The sequence below is a fragment of the Streptomyces violens genome (assembly GCF_000717745.1).
In the GTDB taxonomy this organism is placed as follows: domain Bacteria; phylum Actinomycetota; class Actinomycetes; order Streptomycetales; family Streptomycetaceae; genus Streptomyces; species Streptomyces violens.
This window is the reverse complement of record NZ_JOBH01000002.1, coordinates 20,708-36,297: the sequence shown is the minus strand read 5'-3', so window position 1 is coordinate 36,297 and position 15,590 is coordinate 20,708. Positions and strand designations below refer to the sequence as shown.

Here is a 15,590-nt window from a genome sequence, read left to right as displayed (position 1 = left end):
AGAGTTGAGACCGTGAGCCGCAAGGAGCCTGATTCGTGACCGAGTACGACGCCGACGACGCCGCGCGGCCGGACCCGACGGCCGCCGCGGGCGACGGCTGGGGTGTGTCCGCACCCGAGGCGGAGCCGCCCGCCAAGGGCCCCGCGTCGGTCACCCCCGCCGACGCGGCGGACGCCGCCCGCCTGGTCTCCTTCGGCCTCCAGCCCAAGCTGCTGCCCGCCCGCGACGTCGAGTACGGCGAGCTGCTGCGGCGCTATCGGGACGAGCCCGCCTTCGCGCGGCTCACCGACGCTGTGGCCTCCGGGCTCGGCCTGGTCGTCCTGGAGGTCTCCACCCGCGCCGGAATGGCCGTCACCGCCGCCGAGGACTCCGTCTTCGCGGTCCGTATGGGCGACTACGCCCGCCGTGCCTCCACGGACGCGGGCGACCGCTTCCTGCACGGTCTCGCGCATCTGGCCGTCGCCGCGATGGCCTTCCCGCGCCCCGAGGACCTCGCCGACGACGGCTACATCGGCCGCATCACCGTCAACGGCGTGGACGCCTTCGTCCGCCAGGCATGCCGCCGCCTGGAGGAGCGCGCCGCCGAGGCCGGCGAGAACACCGACCCCACCAGCGGCGCGCCCGGCCTGGAGGCGTCCTGGCGGGTCTACGCCCGGCGCAGCTCGACGGGCGCCACGAAGGACGCGCGGCGGCTGGCGGGTTCGACCACCGGCATCATCGCCAAGGCCGTCTCCTTCCTCGTCGACTCCGGCTTCCTGCAGCGCACGGGGGACGACTCCGGAGGCGCGTACCGCACCACCGCCCGGTATCAGCTCCAGGTGCGCGACATGGCGGGTACGGCCGCCATGGCCGAGCTGCTGGAGCTGGGCGTGGTCCCGATAGCGGACGGCAGCGCCTCGCTGCTGCCCGCCGAGGACACCGACGACCTGGACCTGGTCGCCGACGCGGGACTGCCCTTCCACTCGGGCTGACCCCGTCCCCGTACATCTGAATCCCATGGCCGGCCCGCCGGCCGGTCACCACCGATCACCGTCACCACAACGAGAGTCCGCCGCTATGTACGAGCTGTCCCGGGTTCGCCTCTACTCCATCGGGCCCGCCGGTGCGCGCTACGCCGACACGGTCCTGGACCTGCGCGGAGTCGGTGAGCCGGTGCCCCGGCCGGCCCCGGCGCAGGCGGACTTCTTCGAGGAGGAGCCGGTCGGCCCGCCGCGTCGCCCGGCCCCCGCCGGCGTGCTCTTCCTGGAGAACGGCGGCGGCAAGTCCGTACTGCTCAAGCTGATCTTCTCGGTCATGCTGCCCGGCCACCGCAACACCCTCGGCGGCGCCAGCTCCGGTGTGCTGCGTAAGTTCCTGCTCGCCGACGACTGCGGCCACGTCGCGCTGGAGTGGCAGCACACGCTCACCGGCGAGACCGTCGTGGTCGGCAAGGTCAGCGAGTGGCGCGGCCGGCAGGTCTCCAACGACCCGCGGAAGTTCGCCGAGGCGTGGTACAGCTTCCGCCCCGGCCCGGGGATGAGCCTGGACTCGCTCCCCGTGGCCGAGTCCACCGCCGTCCGCCCGATCGTCGAGGGCGCCTCGGGGGCGCAGGGCCGCCGCCGCACGATGAAGGGCTTCCGCGACGCGCTCACAGAGGCCGGCAAGAACTACCCCAATCTCGACGTGGCCTGGGTCGAGATCCACGAGCGCTGGAACGAACACCTGGGTGAGCTGGGCCTGGACCCCGAACTCTTCCGGTACCAGCGCGAGATGAACGCCGACGAGGGCGAGGCGGCCGGCCTCTTCGCGGTCAAGAACGACTCCGACTTCACCGACCTGCTGCTGCGCGCCGTCACGGACACTCGCGACACCGACGGTCTCGCCGACCTCGTGCACGGCTTCGCGCACAAGCTCGGCCGCCGCGCCGAGCTGACCGCCGAGCGCGACTTCACGGCCGGTTCCCTCGACCTCCTCTCGAAGATCGCCGAGAACGCCGAACTCCGGGAGCGCGCACGGGAGGTGCACGCCGGGGCCGAGCGCCGCACGCGCCACCTCGCGGAGCGGCTGCACGCCCGCGCCACTGAAGAGCGCGGCCGCGCCGCCGAACTGGCCGAGCAGGTCGCCGCCGCCTCCCACGCCGTCACCGACGCCGAGTCCGCCCGCGAGCGCCGCTCCCTGATCTCCGCCGAGATCGCCTACCGGCACGCCTCCCTCGCGCTGGCCGCCGCCGAGAAGGGCGCCGCGGCCCAGCGCCGCGAGCTGAACGACGCCCGTACGCTGCACGCTGCCTGGCAGGCCGCCGAGACCGTACTGCGGCACCGCGCGGCGGCCGACCGTTCGGCGCGCGTCGCCGCCGCGATCCAGGAGGCCGAGCGGGACGCCGCGCCCGCGCTCGCCGCCCGTAGCAAGGCCGCCGCCGACCTCGTACGGGCGCTGCACGCCGCCGCTACGGAGGCGGAGACCTGGGCCAACCAGGAGGAGGAGCGGTCCGCAGTCCTTCAGGAGACGGGCGAGTCGGCGCACCGTGGCGCCACCGCCGCCGCGACCGCCGCCCAGCGCGCCCGCAGCGAGACCGAGCACCTCAAGCAGCGGCTGGCCGAGGTCGAGCAGGAGACGGCGGAGGCGGTACGGGCCGGCTGGCTGGACGACTCGGAGCCGGACGCCGACCCGGCGCGGGCGGCGCTCGCCGCTACGGACGCCGAGAAGGCCGCGGTCGAGTCCTGGGACACCGCCCGGGAGGCGGCCCGGCAGACCGCTGACCGCGCCAAGGAGGCCGCGGCGCGCCAGTCCCGCGCCGAACTGGCCGCGGCCCGCGCGGAGGACGCGGCGCTCGCCGCCGAGCGCGCGTACGACGCGGAGCGCCGCGCCGCCGAGTCCATCGGCGCGGAACCGCGGCTCGCGGAGCTGCTGGGCATGGAGTCGGCCCCTGGCGCGGTCGCGCCGGGCCTTCCGGGGCAGCGCGGCGGTCGGCCGATCGCTGCGGAGTCCCAGCCGCCGCTCAAGGTGACGGTCCGGCTGGACGACGGCGAGGCAGCGGCGCTCGCCGAGGGCGCGGACGACACCGAGCCGGAGGATGGGTATTTCTCGGGTCCTGTCACGGGAGGCGGCGTGCCCGTAGAGGCGCGCCCTGCGGCCCCTGAAGAGACCACCGCCGCCACCGGGGACGCGATGTCCGTACGAGGTGGGTCGTGGGCGTCGGGCGTCGTGGGGCTCGGCGCGTCCGAAGAGGCGGACGTCCCTGCGGCTGACTCCCGGCCCGCAGGCGGACGTGGCACGTACGCAGCCGAGTCCGGCTCCCGGGACGAGGTCTCGGCACGGATCGACTCCGGTGCGGCGGACGGTGCCGCCACGGCGGACGAGCCCGAGGACGAGCGGGCCGAGGCCGCCGACGAGACGCCGGATGCCGCCACCCCGGACGCAGCCGGTACCGACCGCGCCCCCGAGTCCGGCCCCGAAGACGAAGCCTGCCCCGACGACGAGGGCGACGGCGACAGCGACAGCGACAGCGAGGGCGAGGACGGCGCACCCGGCACAGCCCCCGCCCGCCCCCGGATCACCGGCGCCAAGGGCGCCAACGGCCCCCTCTCCGCCGAAGAGGTGGACCGGAACGCCGACGCGCTGCAGGAACTCCTCGACGACAGCGTCAGCTCCGCCGAGCGGCAGCTGTTCGAGATGCGGACCGCCGCCGCCGACGACTCGCGCATCCTCGGCGCGCTCGGTGACGGCGGCCTGCTGCCGCCCGGCCCCGATGTCCTGGCGGCCGTCGAGTACTTGGGCGAGCACGGCGTTCCGGCCCTGCCCGGCTGGCGCTACCTCGCCCAGGCCGTCGACCCCGTCGACCACGCCCGCGTGCTCGCCGCCCGGCCCGAGCTGGTCGACGGCGTGATCATCACCGATCCCGACACCCACGCGCGCGCCCGCGACGTGCTGGCGCAGGCAGCTCTGCTGCCGCGCTCCGCCGTCGCCGTCGGCACGGCGGCCGCCCTGCTCGCGCCCACCCCGTCGCCGGACGCCCAGGACACCGGAGTCTTCCTCGTCCCGCCGAACCCGGCGATGCACGACGAGTCGGCCGCCGACGAGGAGCGGCAGGCGCTGCGGGCTCGCGCCGCGGCCCGTGACGAGGAGATCCGGCAGCTCGCGGCCCGGCTCTCCGCCGACCGCGCGCTCGCCGCCCGGCTGTCCTCCTGGCGCACGGGCTGCCCGGCCGGCCGGCTCGCCGAGCTGGCGGCCGCGGCCGAGGAGACGCGTACGACGGCCGACGCCGCCGCCGAGGAGCTGACGGAGTCCCGTACGGCACGCGCCGAGGCGGACGAGGCTGCGGCCGAGGCCGCGCGCGTCCGGGACGAGCGCGGTGAGGCCGCGCAGCGCGCCCGCCGGGTCGCCGACGCGCTGGCCGGGCTCGCCTACCGGCTCCGCGAGCGTGCCGCCTGGCAGACCAAGCTGCGCGAACTGGCCGATGAGGGCGCGGAGTACGAGGCGCGCGCCGAGGAGTGCGTCGACCGGGCGCGCGCCGCCGACGAGGACCGCCGCGCCGCCCAGCGCGCCGCCGACGACGCCCGCCGCACCGCCCGCGCGCTGCGCGCCGAGCGCGCCGAGATCGCCGGCGTACCGGACGACCTGGGCGAGGAGGAGGCCCCGCCGGAGTCCTCGCTGCCCACCCTGCGCGAGGCGTACCGTGCGGCGTCCCAGCTGTACGAGAAGGTCGGCGTCGGCGCCGACCTGCGGGCCGAGCAGGCCCGTGCCGAGGGCGACGAGAGCAACGCGCGCAACGAACTGGACCGGCTCACCAACAAGGTCCGCACCCGCGCCGAGCAGTTGCTGCAGAGCCCGGACGCGGCCGACGGCCCGTCCCGGCAGGCCGCCGCAGCCCGCGCCGAGGAACTGGTCGCGATGCTGGAGTCGCGGGCCTCCGCGGCCAGTGAGCAGCTGGGCCGGCTGCGCGGTGAGACGGAGCGGCTGGCGCCGCCCGAGGGCGTCGAGGCCCACACCGAGCTGCCCGAGGAGTTGGTCCCGGCCGACGCCGAGCGCGCCAAGGAGCTGCTCCGCAGCGCGAATACCGAACTGGCCACGGCCACCGACGCGCTGGAGACCGCCCGCGCCACCCACGCCGAGCTGCTGCGCGGCCACCGCGCCGCCGAGGACGCGGCCGGCGGCTTCGACGAGACCGCCGCGATGCTGCGCGACATCCTCCGCGACAACGGCCCGGAGGAGGACCAGGAAGCGCCCGAGCCGTACCGCGGGCGCCTGGAGGAGGCCCGGCAGGCCGCCGCCGAGGCCCGCCGCTCACTGCGCGGCTGCGCAAGCGACCTGTCGGCGGCTGATTCGGCCGTCCGCGAGGCGAGCGACATCCTCGTACGGCACGCCAACTCCACCAAGTACGAAGCGGTGAAGACCCCGGCGCGGCAGCAGATCCGCGAGCTGCCCGCGTCCGCGCTGCCCGATCACGCGGCGAAGTGGGCGGAAGCCTTCGCGCCCCGGCTGCGGGTGCTCACCGACGAGCTGGCGCAGCTGGAGCGCAACCGCGACAGCATCGTCGACCGGCTGCGCGGCCTGGTCGAGTCCTCGCTGGCCACGCTGCGTTCGGCACAGCGGCTCTCCCGGCTGCCAGAGGGGCTGGGGGAGTGGTCGGGCCAGGAGTTCCTGCGCATCCGCTTCGACGACCCGGACCAGGCCACGCTCACCGAGCGGCTCGGCGAGGTCATCGACGAGGCGACCCGCGCGGCCGTCAAGCGCAACAGCGACCTGCGCCGGGACGGCATGTCCCTGCTGCTGCGCGGCGTCGCGGCGGGGCTCCAGCCGCGCGGCGTCGCCGTGGAGATCCTCAAGCCGGACGCGGTACTCCGCGCCGAGCGCGTCCCGGTCGGGCAGATGGGCGACGTCTTCTCCGGCGGCCAGCTCCTCACGGCGGCCATCGCGCTGTACTGCACGATGGCCGCGCTGCGCAGCAACGACCGCGGCCGCGACAAGCAGCGGCACGCCGGCACGCTGTTCCTGGACAACCCCATCGGCCGCGCCAATGCCACGTACCTCCTGGAGCTCCAGCGCGCCGTCGCCGACGCGCTGGGCGTCCAGCTCCTCTACACGACGGGCCTGTTCGACACCACGGCCCTCGCCGAGTTCCCGCTGGTCATCCGCCTGCGCAACGACGCGGACCTGCGCGCGGGCCTGAAGTACATCAGCGTCGAGGAACACCTCCGTCCCGGCCTCCCGCAACAGCGCCCGGAGTCGGAGACGATCCACGGCGAGATCACGGCGACGCGGATGTTCAAGCGGCCGGAGGACGGGGAGCCGGGGCAGGAGGGCAGCCAGGAGTAGCCCGGTGGCGGTGTCGGTGGCGGCGCCTCACAACACCGCCACCGACCGCAGCACATCCCCCCGTTGCAGCCGCCCGAAGGCGTGTTCCACGTCGTCCAGGGGGATCGTCTCCGAGACGAAGGCTTCCAGGTCGAGTTTGCCGCGGAGGTGGAGGTCGATCAGGACGGGGAAGTCGCGGGTGGGGAGGCAGTCGCCGTACCAGGATGTCTTGAGGGCGCCGCCGCGGGAGAAGAGGTCGTGCAGCGGGAGGTCGATGTGCTGGTCGCTGTCGGGGATGCCGGCCTGGACCAGGACGCCGGCCAGGTCGCGCATGTCGAGGGCCTGGCGGAAGGTCTCCGGGGTGCCGACCGCGTCGATCGTGACGTCCGTGCCGTGGCCGCCGGTCAGCGTGCGGACCGCCGTCACGGGGTCGGTCCAGCGGGAGTTGACGGTGTCGGTGGCGCCGAAGCGTTCGGCGGCGTCCAGCTTGCGGGCGTCCACGTCCACCGCGATCACCCGGCGGGCGCCGGCCAGTGAGGCGCCGGCGATCGCGGCGTTGCCCACGCCGCCACAGCCGATGACGGCCACGGTGTCCCCGTTGCTCACCCGGCCGGTGTAGACCGCCGCGCCGTACCCGGCCATCACCCCGCAGCCGATCAGCCCGGCGGCCTCGGGGCGGGCCGACGGGTCGACCTTCACCGCCTGGCGCGCGTGGACCAGCGCCTTTTCGGCGAAGGCGCCGATGCCGAGGGCGGGGGTGAGCGGGGTGCCGTCGAGCAGGGTCGGCGTGCCCTGCGCGGTACGGGAGTCGAAGCAGTACCAGGGGCGGCCGCGGCGGCAGGAGCGGCAGGTGCCGCAGGGGGCCCGCCAGGCGAGCACCACGTAGTCGCCGGGGGCGAGTTCGCCGCAGCCCGGGCCGGTCGCCTCGACGATGCCGGCCGCCTCGTGGCCGAGCAGGTAGGGGAAGTCCTCACCGGCGACGCCGTCCCGATGGCGCAGGTCGGTGGGGCACACGCCGCACGCCTGGATCTGTACGAGCACTTCCCCCGGGCCCGGGTCGGGCACCAGGACCGGCAGGACCTCGACCGGCGCCCCCTTCTTCACGGCGATGACGGCGCGGGCTTCGTGCGGCATGTCTTCACTCCTCGACAGCGCCTGCGGGCGGCGGAGGGTAGGTGCCGGTACTTGTTGCCTATCGTGCGGCCTGTTGCACCATAGGAGACATGCTGGGATTTGCGCGGCGATCCGTCAAGGGGGTTCGACGTCCGCGCGCAGCCCGATTTTCCGTCCGATTCTGCGACTGCTGTTCAGCCCGTTTCCCGGCCCGTTCGGCCGCCCGTTTCTCAGGCCGCGAAGCCCATGGCGCGGGAGAGATCGGCCGCCGCCTTCGCGGCCCGCTCGGCGAGCTCCGGGAGCAGCTCGCGCTCCATGCGGTACGCCGGGCCGGACACGCCGATCGCGCCGATCACCGCGCCGTCGTGCGCCCGTACCGGCGCGGCCACGGCGTTCAGGCCGATCTCCAACTCCTCGGCCGTGCAGGCGTAACCGAGCTCCAGCGCCTCGGCGAGCTGCGCGCGCAGGGGCGCGGCGGTGAGGGTGTGCTCGGTGAAGCGGGGCAGCGAGCGGGTCAGCAGGTTGTCGCGGCGCTCCCGCGGCAGATGTGCGAGCAGCACCTTGCCGCTCGCGGTGGCGTGCAAAGGGGTGCGCCGGCCCAGCCAGTTGTACGCGGTGACCGCGGCCCCGCCGCGCGCCTGCATGATGTTGACCGCCGCGTCGCCGTCCAGTACCGCGATGTTGGCGGTCTCGCCGGTGTCCTCGGCCAGCGCGCGGCATACGGGGGCGCCCTCCTGCGAGATGTCCAGCCGGATCGCGGCGGCGCCCGCCAGCCGGAGCACGCCGGCACCCAGGAAGTACTTGCCGCGCTCGCCCTCCTGTTCCACCAGCCCGCGGTTCTCCAGGACGCCGAGGATGCGGAAGGCGGTGGACTTGTGGACGCCCAACTCCTCGGCCAGCTCGGTCACTTTCGCCTCGCCCAGCCGGGCGAGGATCTCCAGCACGCTCACCGCCCGGTCCACGGACTGGACGGAGCCGGCACCGCCGCGTGTGCTGTCGCCGGTTTCCTCGATGGTCTCGTTGGCGCTCGTGTCGGTCGTCTTCGGCATGGGTCTGTGCGTCACCGCCCGTTGGCCCTGAGGCCAGTCGTCGTGGAGCCTGTCGTGATCCGCTCCCGATCTCGGTCTGCTGCGCGTCCTGTTGTTGCGCATCGCGCGGTGCGATGCGTGATAGGCAACGCCATCATACCGATCGGCGCCAAGGGGACCAGATGCTGGTCGCAGCTTTTCGGAGTCCGGTCCTCCGGAAGGGCGCTCGGGGCCGACCCGCGAGGTGCTCGATTACCGGTCGGACGGCGGCCGAATACCGGTCAGGCGGCGGCCGAGCGCCGTGCCCGCCGGCGCGCGCGCCGTCGCTCCCGGCGCCGCTCCCTGGCCGTGCTGCTCGGGCGCGACTCCACGCCGTGCCGCTGGATCCACACCTGCCGGGTCACCCAGACGTCCAGTACGCCCCAGGTCGCGACGATGGTCGAGGCGACCGTGCTGAGCACCGCGGGGAAGGCGAGCCAGGACCCCGCGAGCGTACTGAGGAAGGCCACCATGGCCTGGACGAGCGTCACCGCCACGATGATGACGGCCCGCACCGCGGCGGTACGCACCGGATCGGGCATACGGGGGCGGGCCGACGGCTCCTCCTGCCACAGCGTGCCGTCTCTGCCGAACTCCATGAAGCCGTCACTCTCCCCGTACTTTCCCCGCCTGCCCGGCTGTTCGGTGACTGCCCGGATTTCCTCCGGTACATGCCGCCGTGCGCCGTCCCCCGGGACTCATGGTCGCCCACCGCTGATGCCGTGTGGACAGCGGGGGCGGTTCTTTCCGGCCAACAGTCGTGGCCCGGAAGAGGGTGCGAGTGGGGTGGCGGAGACCACACGGACGGGCGTGTTGTCCGGGAATCGCCTGACAAGGGCGGCCATCCGGCCCTGACCTGCGGGCCAGTCCGTCGGACAGCTCTTCGAGTTGACCCCCCGACAGTAGTAGGCTCGCGCCGTTTGTTGACGGAACACCACCCCCGCGCGCCGGGGTTGACTAGGGGAGGCCATGCGCTTTCGCGGGAAGTCCATCCGCCGGAAGATCGTGGCGTTGCTGCTCGTACCTCTGGTGTCCCTGACCGCCATGTGGGCCTTCGCCACGTACGTCACCGGCACCGAGGCGCGCCAGTTGCTGAAGGTCGCGGTCGTCGTCGACAAGGTCGGCTACCCGACCGAGGAAGCGGTACAGGCCCTGCAGAAGGAACGTCGCGCCACTCTGGTCTACCTCGCCGACCCGCGGATCGCGGGCTCGTTGACCGACCTGCGCCGGCAGACGCTCGCCACCGACCGGGCCGTGGCCCGGCTGCGCGCCAACGCCCAGGGCTCCGACGTGCGCGAGGATCTCCTCGGCAGCGCGGGCCCGCGGCTGCAGACCGCCGTCGAGGGCTTCTCGCGCCTGGACGAGCTGCGCGACCAGGTGGAGAACAACACCCTTACCCGCCGCGAGGCGTTCGACCGGTACAACGCCCTGGTCGACCCCTGCTACGTCTTCCTGGGCAGCATGCACTTCCTGCCCGACGCGAACATCTCCAAGCAGGGCGCCGCGCTGGTGGCGCTCACCCGCGGGCGCGAGGCGCTCTCGCGCGAGGACGCGGTGCTCAGTGCCGCGCTGGTGTCCGGCTCGATGTCGCAGCGTGAACTGCGGGACTTCTCCGACCGGGTGGCCGAGCGCAAGGTCCTGTACGAGACGAGCCTCAGCGCGCTGCCCGCCTCCGAACGTGCCGTGTTCGAGGACTACTGGAACGGCGACAAGCCGCGCGAACTGGAGTCCTTCGAGGACGCGGTGATCGCGGCGGGGCCGTCCGGCGCCACCGGAGCCATCAACGCCGAACGCTGGCACGCCACCGCGCAAAAGGTCCTCGGCGACCTGGACCGGATGGACAGGGCCGCGGGCGACCGCCTCGGGGACCGGGTGCAGCCCGCCGCGATGACCGTACTCGTCAAGGCCGCGTTCGCCGGCGTCCTCGGCTTCGTCGCCCTGCTCGCCTCGATCATCGTCTCCTTCCGGCTCGGCCGCCGGCACGTGAAGGACCTCGGCCGGCTCCGCAAGGACGCGCACGAGGTGTCCGGCGTACGGCTGCCCAGCGTCATGCGCCGCCTCGCCGCGGGCGAACAGGTCGACGTGGAAACCGAGGCGCCGCGGCTGGAGTTCACCCAGGACGAGATGGGCCAGGTCGCCCAGGCGCTGCACACCCTCCAGCGGGCCGCGGTCGAGGCCGCCGTCAAGCAGGCCGACATGCGCCGCGGCGTCTCCGAGGTCTTTGTGAACCTCGCCCGTCGCAGCCAGGTCCTGCTGCACCGTCAGCTCACCCTCCTGGACGCCATGGAGCGCCGCACGGAGGACACTGACGAGCTGGCCGACCTCTTCCGCCTGGACCACCTCACCACCCGTATGCGGCGGCACGCCGAGGGCCTGGTCATCCTCTCCGGCGCCGCGCCGTCCCGGCAGTGGCGCAAGCCCATCCAGCTCATGGACGTCGTACGGGCCGCGGTCTCCGAGGTCGAGGACTACGAGCGCATCGAGGTGCGCCGGCTGCCGCGGCTCGCGGTGGAGGGCCCGGCCGTCTCCGATCTCACCCACCTCATCGCCGAACTCCTGGAGAACGCCACCGTGTTCTCGCCGCCGCACACGGCGGTGCAGGTGGTCGGCGAGCGGGTCGCCAACGGCTTCACCCTGGAGATCCACGACCGGGGCCTGGGCATGGCGCCCGACGCGCTCCTGGACGCCAACCTCCGGCTCGCCGAGACCCCCGAGTTCGAGCTGTCCGACACCGACCGGCTCGGCCTGTTCGTGGTCAGCCGGCTGGCCCAGCGGCAGGGCGTACGCGTCTCGCTGCAGCCCTCTCCGTTCGGCGGGACCACCGCGGTCGTCTTCATCCCCGGCACGCTGCTGACCGAGAGCCCCGGCGGGCGCACGGAGGGCGGCCGCGACGAGGACACCGGTACGACGCTGCGTCGTGCGGCGGCCGACGCGGCACGCGGCGGGGCGCTGGCGGCGCTCGCCCAGGTGCCGGTGCCGCTGCCGGAGCGCGGCGCACCGGACGCTGCGGAGCGGGCTTCCGAGGAGGACGAGAGCGTCTTCCGCGGCCCCCGTAGACAGCGCCGTACCGAGGAGGGCCGCCCCGCGCTGCCGACCGGCCCGGTGCCCGCCGAGCGCGTGGAGCACCAGCCGGCCGGCGAGCCGTCCCCGGGCGGCGGCCCCGCGCCGCTGCCGCGCCGCCGCCGCTCGCCGGTCCTGGTCAGGGACCACGGCCGGCCGGTGGAGGGCGAGGAACGGCCGGGCGCGCGTGGCGACGAGCGGCCCGTAGAGGCGGCCCCGTCCGCGGACAAGGCCCCGTCCACCGACAAGGCCCCGTCCGCCGCGGAGACATCGCCCGCCGCGGAGGCACCGTCCGGCCAAGAGGCGAAGCCCGCGCGGACCGTGCCCGGGCTGCCCCGGCGGGTGCGGCAGGCCAGCCTCGCCCCCCAGCTCAAGACGTCGTCCGGCCGGCCGTCCGGCGCGGCGACCGAGGCCGCGGACCCCGCGGCCGACCGCGACGCCGAGGACGTACGGTCCCGCATGGCCTCGCTCCAGCGCGGCTGGCAGCGCGGCCGGCGCGAATCCGGCGAAGACGGCAGCGCCACAGCACCGAGAAAGAACATGGGAGGGGACGGTCGATGACCGCACCGAAGGCAACAGCAGCCGGAACCGCAGGAAAGGGCTCGGGCGAACTGGGCTGGCTGCTCGACGAGCTGGTCGGCCGGGTGGGCTCCATCCGCGAGGCGCTCATCCTCTCCAGCGACGGCCTGGCCACCGGCGCCTCCGCCGACCTGCCCCGGGAGGACGCCGAGCACCTCGCCGCGGTCGCCTCCGGGTTCCACAGCCTGGCCAAGGGCGTCGGCCGGCATTTCGACGCGGGCCAGGTGCGGCAGACCATGGTCGAGCTGGACGAGGCGTTCCTCTTCGTGAGCGCCGCCGGCGACGGCAGCTGCCTGGCCGTGCTCGCCGATGCCGACTCCGACGTCGGTCTGATCGCGTATGAGATGACGCTGCTGGTCAAGCGGGTGGGCACGCACCTGGGTACGGCTCCCAGGACCGGTGGGCCCAGTTGAGGATGACGACGGTGACCGCATGAACCGAAAAGATCAGGCCGGGTCCGGAGCGGGCCCGGCCCGGTGGTTCGACGACGAGGCCGGCCCGGTCGTCCGTCCGTACGCCATGACCCGCGGCCGCACCGCCAGCGCGGCTGTCGCCAAGCTCGACCTGATCGCGCAGGTGATCGCGGAGAGCCGTGCCGACGAACCGGTCACCGACCAGTCCCTGTCACCGGAACACCTCGACATCGTCGACCTCACCCGGGAGGCCCCGCTCTCCGTGGCCGAACTGGCCGCCGAACTGGACCTTCCGGTGGGCGTGGTCCGGGTGTTCATCGGCGACCTGCTCGACGCGGAACTGGTCCGGGTCACCCGCCCCGTACCGCCCGCCGAACTCCCGGACGAGGACATCCTGCGCGAGGTCATCAACGGCCTGCGCGCTCTGTAAGAGCGCTTCGAGAGCCTGCGCCGCCATACGGGAGCAGTGTTCGCAGCTCCCGTAAAGGGGCGCCGCTCCTACAGAGCCCGCGTCCTCAGCCCCCGTACAGCGCCAAGTAAGGCGCCAGTGCGAACAGGGCCAGTACGAGGCCGGTCTTGAGGGTGCGTGAGGGGAGCGCGCGGGCGATGCGCCAGCCGATCAGCACGCCCGCGAGCTCCGGTACGCCGACGAGCGCCGCCAGCGGCCAGTCCACCGCGCCGTGCGCCACATAGCCGAGCGTCCCCACGGTGGCGATCACCACCGACTGGACCTGCGCGACGGCCAGCGCGGCCAGTACCGGCATCCGCAGCGCGACCAGCAGCGGCACGGTCAGCATCGGCCCGCCGACCCCGAACACCCCGCTCGCCACCGCCACCCCGAAGCCGAGCAGTGCCGTCACCCCGGGCGAGGGGAACGCGGCCCCCGTAGGCGCGGCGCGTCGCTCGCGGTACCACACCAGTACCCCGACGAGCGCCACGAAGGCGCCCAGCAGCAGCCCGAAGGCGCGCCCGGAGACGAGGGTGTTGGCCAGTACGCCGAGCGGGGTGCCGAGCACCGCGGCGCCCGCCAGCACCCCTGCCGTGCGCCGCGTGCGCGGCTCCCGCAGTTCACCGGAGCGCACATACGCGGCCGTGCCGAGCATCCCGGTGGCGATGTGCGTGACGATGGCGGTGCCCGCGACCTGGGCGGGGGAGAGGTCCGTGAGGACGAACAGGCCGACGGTCGCGAGTACTCCTCCGGGGCCCACGGCCGTGATGCCGACCCCGGCCGCCAGCCCGAAGAGCGCCAGCAGGACCAGCGTCGTGGTGTCGGGCGCCAGGCCGGTCATCACGCCTCCTTCGGGGCGGCCGGACCGCGGTGCAACGTGGCGTGCAGTGCCAGCCGGTCCGCCCTGATGTGCAGCGACTCGGCGTCCACGGGGCGGCCGTCGGCGAGATGCGTGAGCCGTTCGATGGCGAAGACCGCGGCGCCCGCCTCCACGCCCAGTAGCGCCGCGGTGTCCGGCCCCGCGTTGACCGCGTGCACCGACACCTCGGCCCGGCCCAGGCGCTGCCCGGAGGTCTCCTCGATGAGCGCGAACAGGTCGCGGTGCGCCAGGTCGCAGCGGAGCAGCGGCGTCCCGATGTCGGCGGTGAGGTAGGTGGTGTCCAGGGACAGCGGGAGGCCGCCCAGCCGGCGCAGCCGTTCGATGTGCACCGCGCCCTCCCCGGGAGCCAGCCCCAGCCGCTCCACGATGGCCGCCGGGGGAGCCGGCACGGGGCGGGCCGCGCGTACCTCGTTGGTGACCGCGCCGTGCCCGTTCAGCGTCTCCGCCAGGCCCGCCAGCCGGTCCAGCCCGTGGCCGTACTTGGGCATCACGACTGTCGTGCCCACGCCCTGCTTACGGGTGATCAGCCCCTCATTGCGCAGCAGCGCGAGCGCCTCCCGTACGGCGTTGCGCGACGCCCCGAGGTGCGCGCCCAACTCGCGCTCTCCGGGCAGCACGCCGTCCTCGTACGCGCCGCTGGTGATCCGCTGCCGGAGCACGTCGGCCAGCTGCCGGGCGCGCTCGGCCCGGGGCCGGGAGGACACCCAGGGCCCGTCGTCCCCGCCCTCCGTGCCCGGTGGTGCCGTCTCCCGCATGACCGACTCCCTTCCGCGCCGTCCCCGTTCCGTGCGCTGCAGCGCTCTCCGAAGCCGTCGACGGTACTCTCCGGGCGTTACGCCGGAGTTACGCCACCCAAGCTGACCTGCGTAAACGACTGACCAGCAGATTTGGTGGGCATGCCGGGCCGGTTCGCAGGGCAGAAGCGCCCGTACGCGGCTCCCCGTACGCTCAGTGATCATGAGCACATCAGCCAGGGGCGGTGCCGGACGCGGGGCTTGCCGTCGGTACAGTCGGTGCGGAACGATCCACTCCTACCCGGGAGTTGTCGTACCCCATCACTTGTCATCAGCCACGGTGCGCCGGTCCGTCGCTGACGCGGCAGCACCGAAAACGGAGGAAGCGGTCAATGGTCTTCGGGCGCGCTGAGCGACGCCGCAAGAAAGCCGTCGAGCCGGTCACGCTCAAGATCCTGGTCGCGGGCGGCTTCGGCGTCGGCAAGACGACGCTGGTCGGCGCGGTGAGCGAGATCAAGCCGCTGCGCACGGAAGAGCAGCTGAGCGAGGCGGGCCGGCCCGTCGACGACACCGCGGGCGTCGAGGCCAAGCACACCACCACCGTCGCCATGGACTTCGGGCGGATCACCCTCCGCGAGGACCTGGTGCTCTACCTCTTCGGCACACCGGGCCAGGACCGCTTCTGGTTCCTGTGGGACGAGCTGTCCACCGGCGCGCTGGGCGCGGTGGTACTCGCCGACACCCGCCGCCTGGAGGACTCCTTCGCCGCGATCGACTACTTCGAGCGCCGCGGCATCCCCTTCACCGTCGCGGTCAACTGCTTCGAGGGCGCCGAGCGCTACCCCGCCGAGACCGTCCGCGACGCGCTGGACCTGGACCCGGACGTCAGCGTCGTGTACTGCGACGCACGCGAGAAGGGCTCCGCGCGCGACGTCCTCGTCGAGGTCGTGCAGCACGCGCTGCGCATGAGCGAGGAACAGCGCGAGCCGGCGCTGTCCTGACCCGTGCGGCGGGCCCGGTGCG

11 protein-coding genes are annotated in these 15,590 nt (G+C 74.0%); 6 read left to right on the top strand and 5 right to left on the bottom strand.

All coding sequences use genetic code 11. From position 1 onward, the window contains the following. Window positions 1-35: 35 nt before the first annotated feature. Together IF04_RS0103450 and IF04_RS0103445 are read left to right on the top strand one after the other, a co-directional pair. The gene (locus IF04_RS0103450; protein WP_030250613.1) at window positions 36-971 is read left to right on the top strand and encodes a hypothetical protein; all 936 of its coding nucleotides are present in this window, start codon (window positions 36-38) and stop codon (window positions 969-971) included. Between the two features lie 85 nt (window positions 972-1,056). Next, window positions 1,057-6,294, top strand: coding sequence for a coiled-coil domain-containing protein (locus tag IF04_RS0103445; RefSeq protein ID WP_030250610.1), 5,238 nt, complete (start codon window positions 1,057-1,059; stop codon window positions 6,292-6,294). Between the two features lie 27 nt (window positions 6,295-6,321). Here IF04_RS0103445 and IF04_RS0103440 read toward each other — a convergent pair whose 3' ends face one another. From IF04_RS0103440 to IF04_RS0103430, 3 genes are all read right to left on the bottom strand, one after another. Then, window positions 6,322-7,407, bottom strand: a complete 1,086-nt coding sequence (locus IF04_RS0103440; protein ID WP_030250607.1) for an S-(hydroxymethyl)mycothiol dehydrogenase — start codon at window positions 7,405-7,407, stop codon at window positions 6,322-6,324. 209 nt (window positions 7,408-7,616) lie between these two features. Further along, window positions 7,617-8,435: an IclR family transcriptional regulator gene (locus IF04_RS0103435; RefSeq protein WP_030250603.1), complete on the bottom strand. Its 819-nt coding sequence runs from the start codon at window positions 8,433-8,435 to the stop codon at window positions 7,617-7,619. Between the two features lie 260 nt (window positions 8,436-8,695). Further along, window positions 8,696-9,052 (bottom strand): hypothetical protein, encoded by a 357-nt coding sequence (locus IF04_RS0103430; RefSeq protein ID WP_030250600.1) that lies wholly within the window; start codon window positions 9,050-9,052, stop codon window positions 8,696-8,698. Window positions 9,053-9,422: 370 nt separating this feature from the next. On the opposite strand from IF04_RS0103430, the gene IF04_RS0103425 reads away from it, so the two are divergent. Genes IF04_RS0103425 through IF04_RS0103415 form a run of 3 tightly spaced genes read left to right on the top strand, consistent with a single transcriptional unit; the run spans window position 9,423 to window position 12,935 of the window. Beyond that, window positions 9,423-12,074, top strand: coding sequence for a nitrate- and nitrite sensing domain-containing protein (locus IF04_RS0103425; RefSeq protein WP_030250597.1), 2,652 nt, complete (start codon window positions 9,423-9,425; stop codon window positions 12,072-12,074). Beyond that, window positions 12,071-12,505, top strand: a complete 435-nt coding sequence (locus tag IF04_RS0103420; RefSeq protein ID WP_030250594.1) for a roadblock/LC7 domain-containing protein — start codon at window positions 12,071-12,073, stop codon at window positions 12,503-12,505. Before IF04_RS0103425 ends, IF04_RS0103420 begins: the two co-directional genes overlap by 4 nt. Window positions 12,506-12,524: 19 nt before the next feature. Beyond that, window positions 12,525-12,935, top strand: a complete 411-nt coding sequence (locus IF04_RS0103415; RefSeq protein ID WP_030250590.1) for a DUF742 domain-containing protein — start codon at window positions 12,525-12,527, stop codon at window positions 12,933-12,935. Between the two features lie 85 nt (window positions 12,936-13,020). Here the strand turns inward: IF04_RS0103415 and IF04_RS0103410 are convergent, their stop codons facing one another. Next, window positions 13,021-13,794 (bottom strand): sulfite exporter TauE/SafE family protein, encoded by a 774-nt coding sequence (locus IF04_RS0103410; protein WP_030250587.1) that lies wholly within the window; start codon window positions 13,792-13,794, stop codon window positions 13,021-13,023. Then, a complete protein-coding gene (locus IF04_RS0103405) occupies window positions 13,794-14,588 on the bottom strand; it encodes a GntR family transcriptional regulator (protein ID WP_051830657.1) in 795 nt (264 codons plus the stop codon). The genes IF04_RS0103410 and IF04_RS0103405 overlap by 1 nt, the downstream gene beginning before the upstream one ends. Window positions 14,589-14,959: 371 nt before the next feature. Between IF04_RS0103405 and IF04_RS0103400 the strand changes: the two genes are divergently transcribed. Continuing rightward, complete coding sequence (locus IF04_RS0103400; RefSeq protein WP_030250582.1) at window positions 14,960-15,568, top strand: GTP-binding protein; 609 nt, start codon at window positions 14,960-14,962, stop codon at window positions 15,566-15,568. The last annotated feature ends 22 nt before the right edge of the window (window positions 15,569-15,590 follow it).

Coding starts and splice junctions, on each gene's coding strand:
- IF04_RS0103410 (WP_030250587.1), bottom strand. CDS start 13,794: ATGACCGGCCTGGCGCCCGACACCACGACGCTGGTCCTGCTGGCGCTC.
- IF04_RS0103445 (WP_030250610.1), top strand. CDS start 1,057: ATGTACGAGCTGTCCCGGGTTCGCCTCTACTCCATCGGGCCCGCCGGT.
- IF04_RS0103435 (WP_030250603.1), bottom strand. CDS start 8,435: ATGCCGAAGACGACCGACACGAGCGCCAACGAGACCATCGAGGAAACC.
- IF04_RS0103400 (WP_030250582.1), top strand. CDS start 14,960: ATGGTCTTCGGGCGCGCTGAGCGACGCCGCAAGAAAGCCGTCGAGCCG.
- IF04_RS0103440 (WP_030250607.1), bottom strand. CDS start 7,407: ATGCCGCACGAAGCCCGCGCCGTCATCGCCGTGAAGAAGGGGGCGCCG.
- IF04_RS0103405 (WP_051830657.1), bottom strand. CDS start 14,588: ATGCGGGAGACGGCACCACCGGGCACGGAGGGCGGGGACGACGGGCCC.
- IF04_RS0103415 (WP_030250590.1), top strand. CDS start 12,525: ATGAACCGAAAAGATCAGGCCGGGTCCGGAGCGGGCCCGGCCCGGTGG.
- IF04_RS0103420 (WP_030250594.1), top strand. CDS start 12,071: ATGACCGCACCGAAGGCAACAGCAGCCGGAACCGCAGGAAAGGGCTCG.
- IF04_RS0103425 (WP_030250597.1), top strand. CDS start 9,423: ATGCGCTTTCGCGGGAAGTCCATCCGCCGGAAGATCGTGGCGTTGCTG.
- IF04_RS0103430 (WP_030250600.1), bottom strand. CDS start 9,052: ATGGAGTTCGGCAGAGACGGCACGCTGTGGCAGGAGGAGCCGTCGGCC.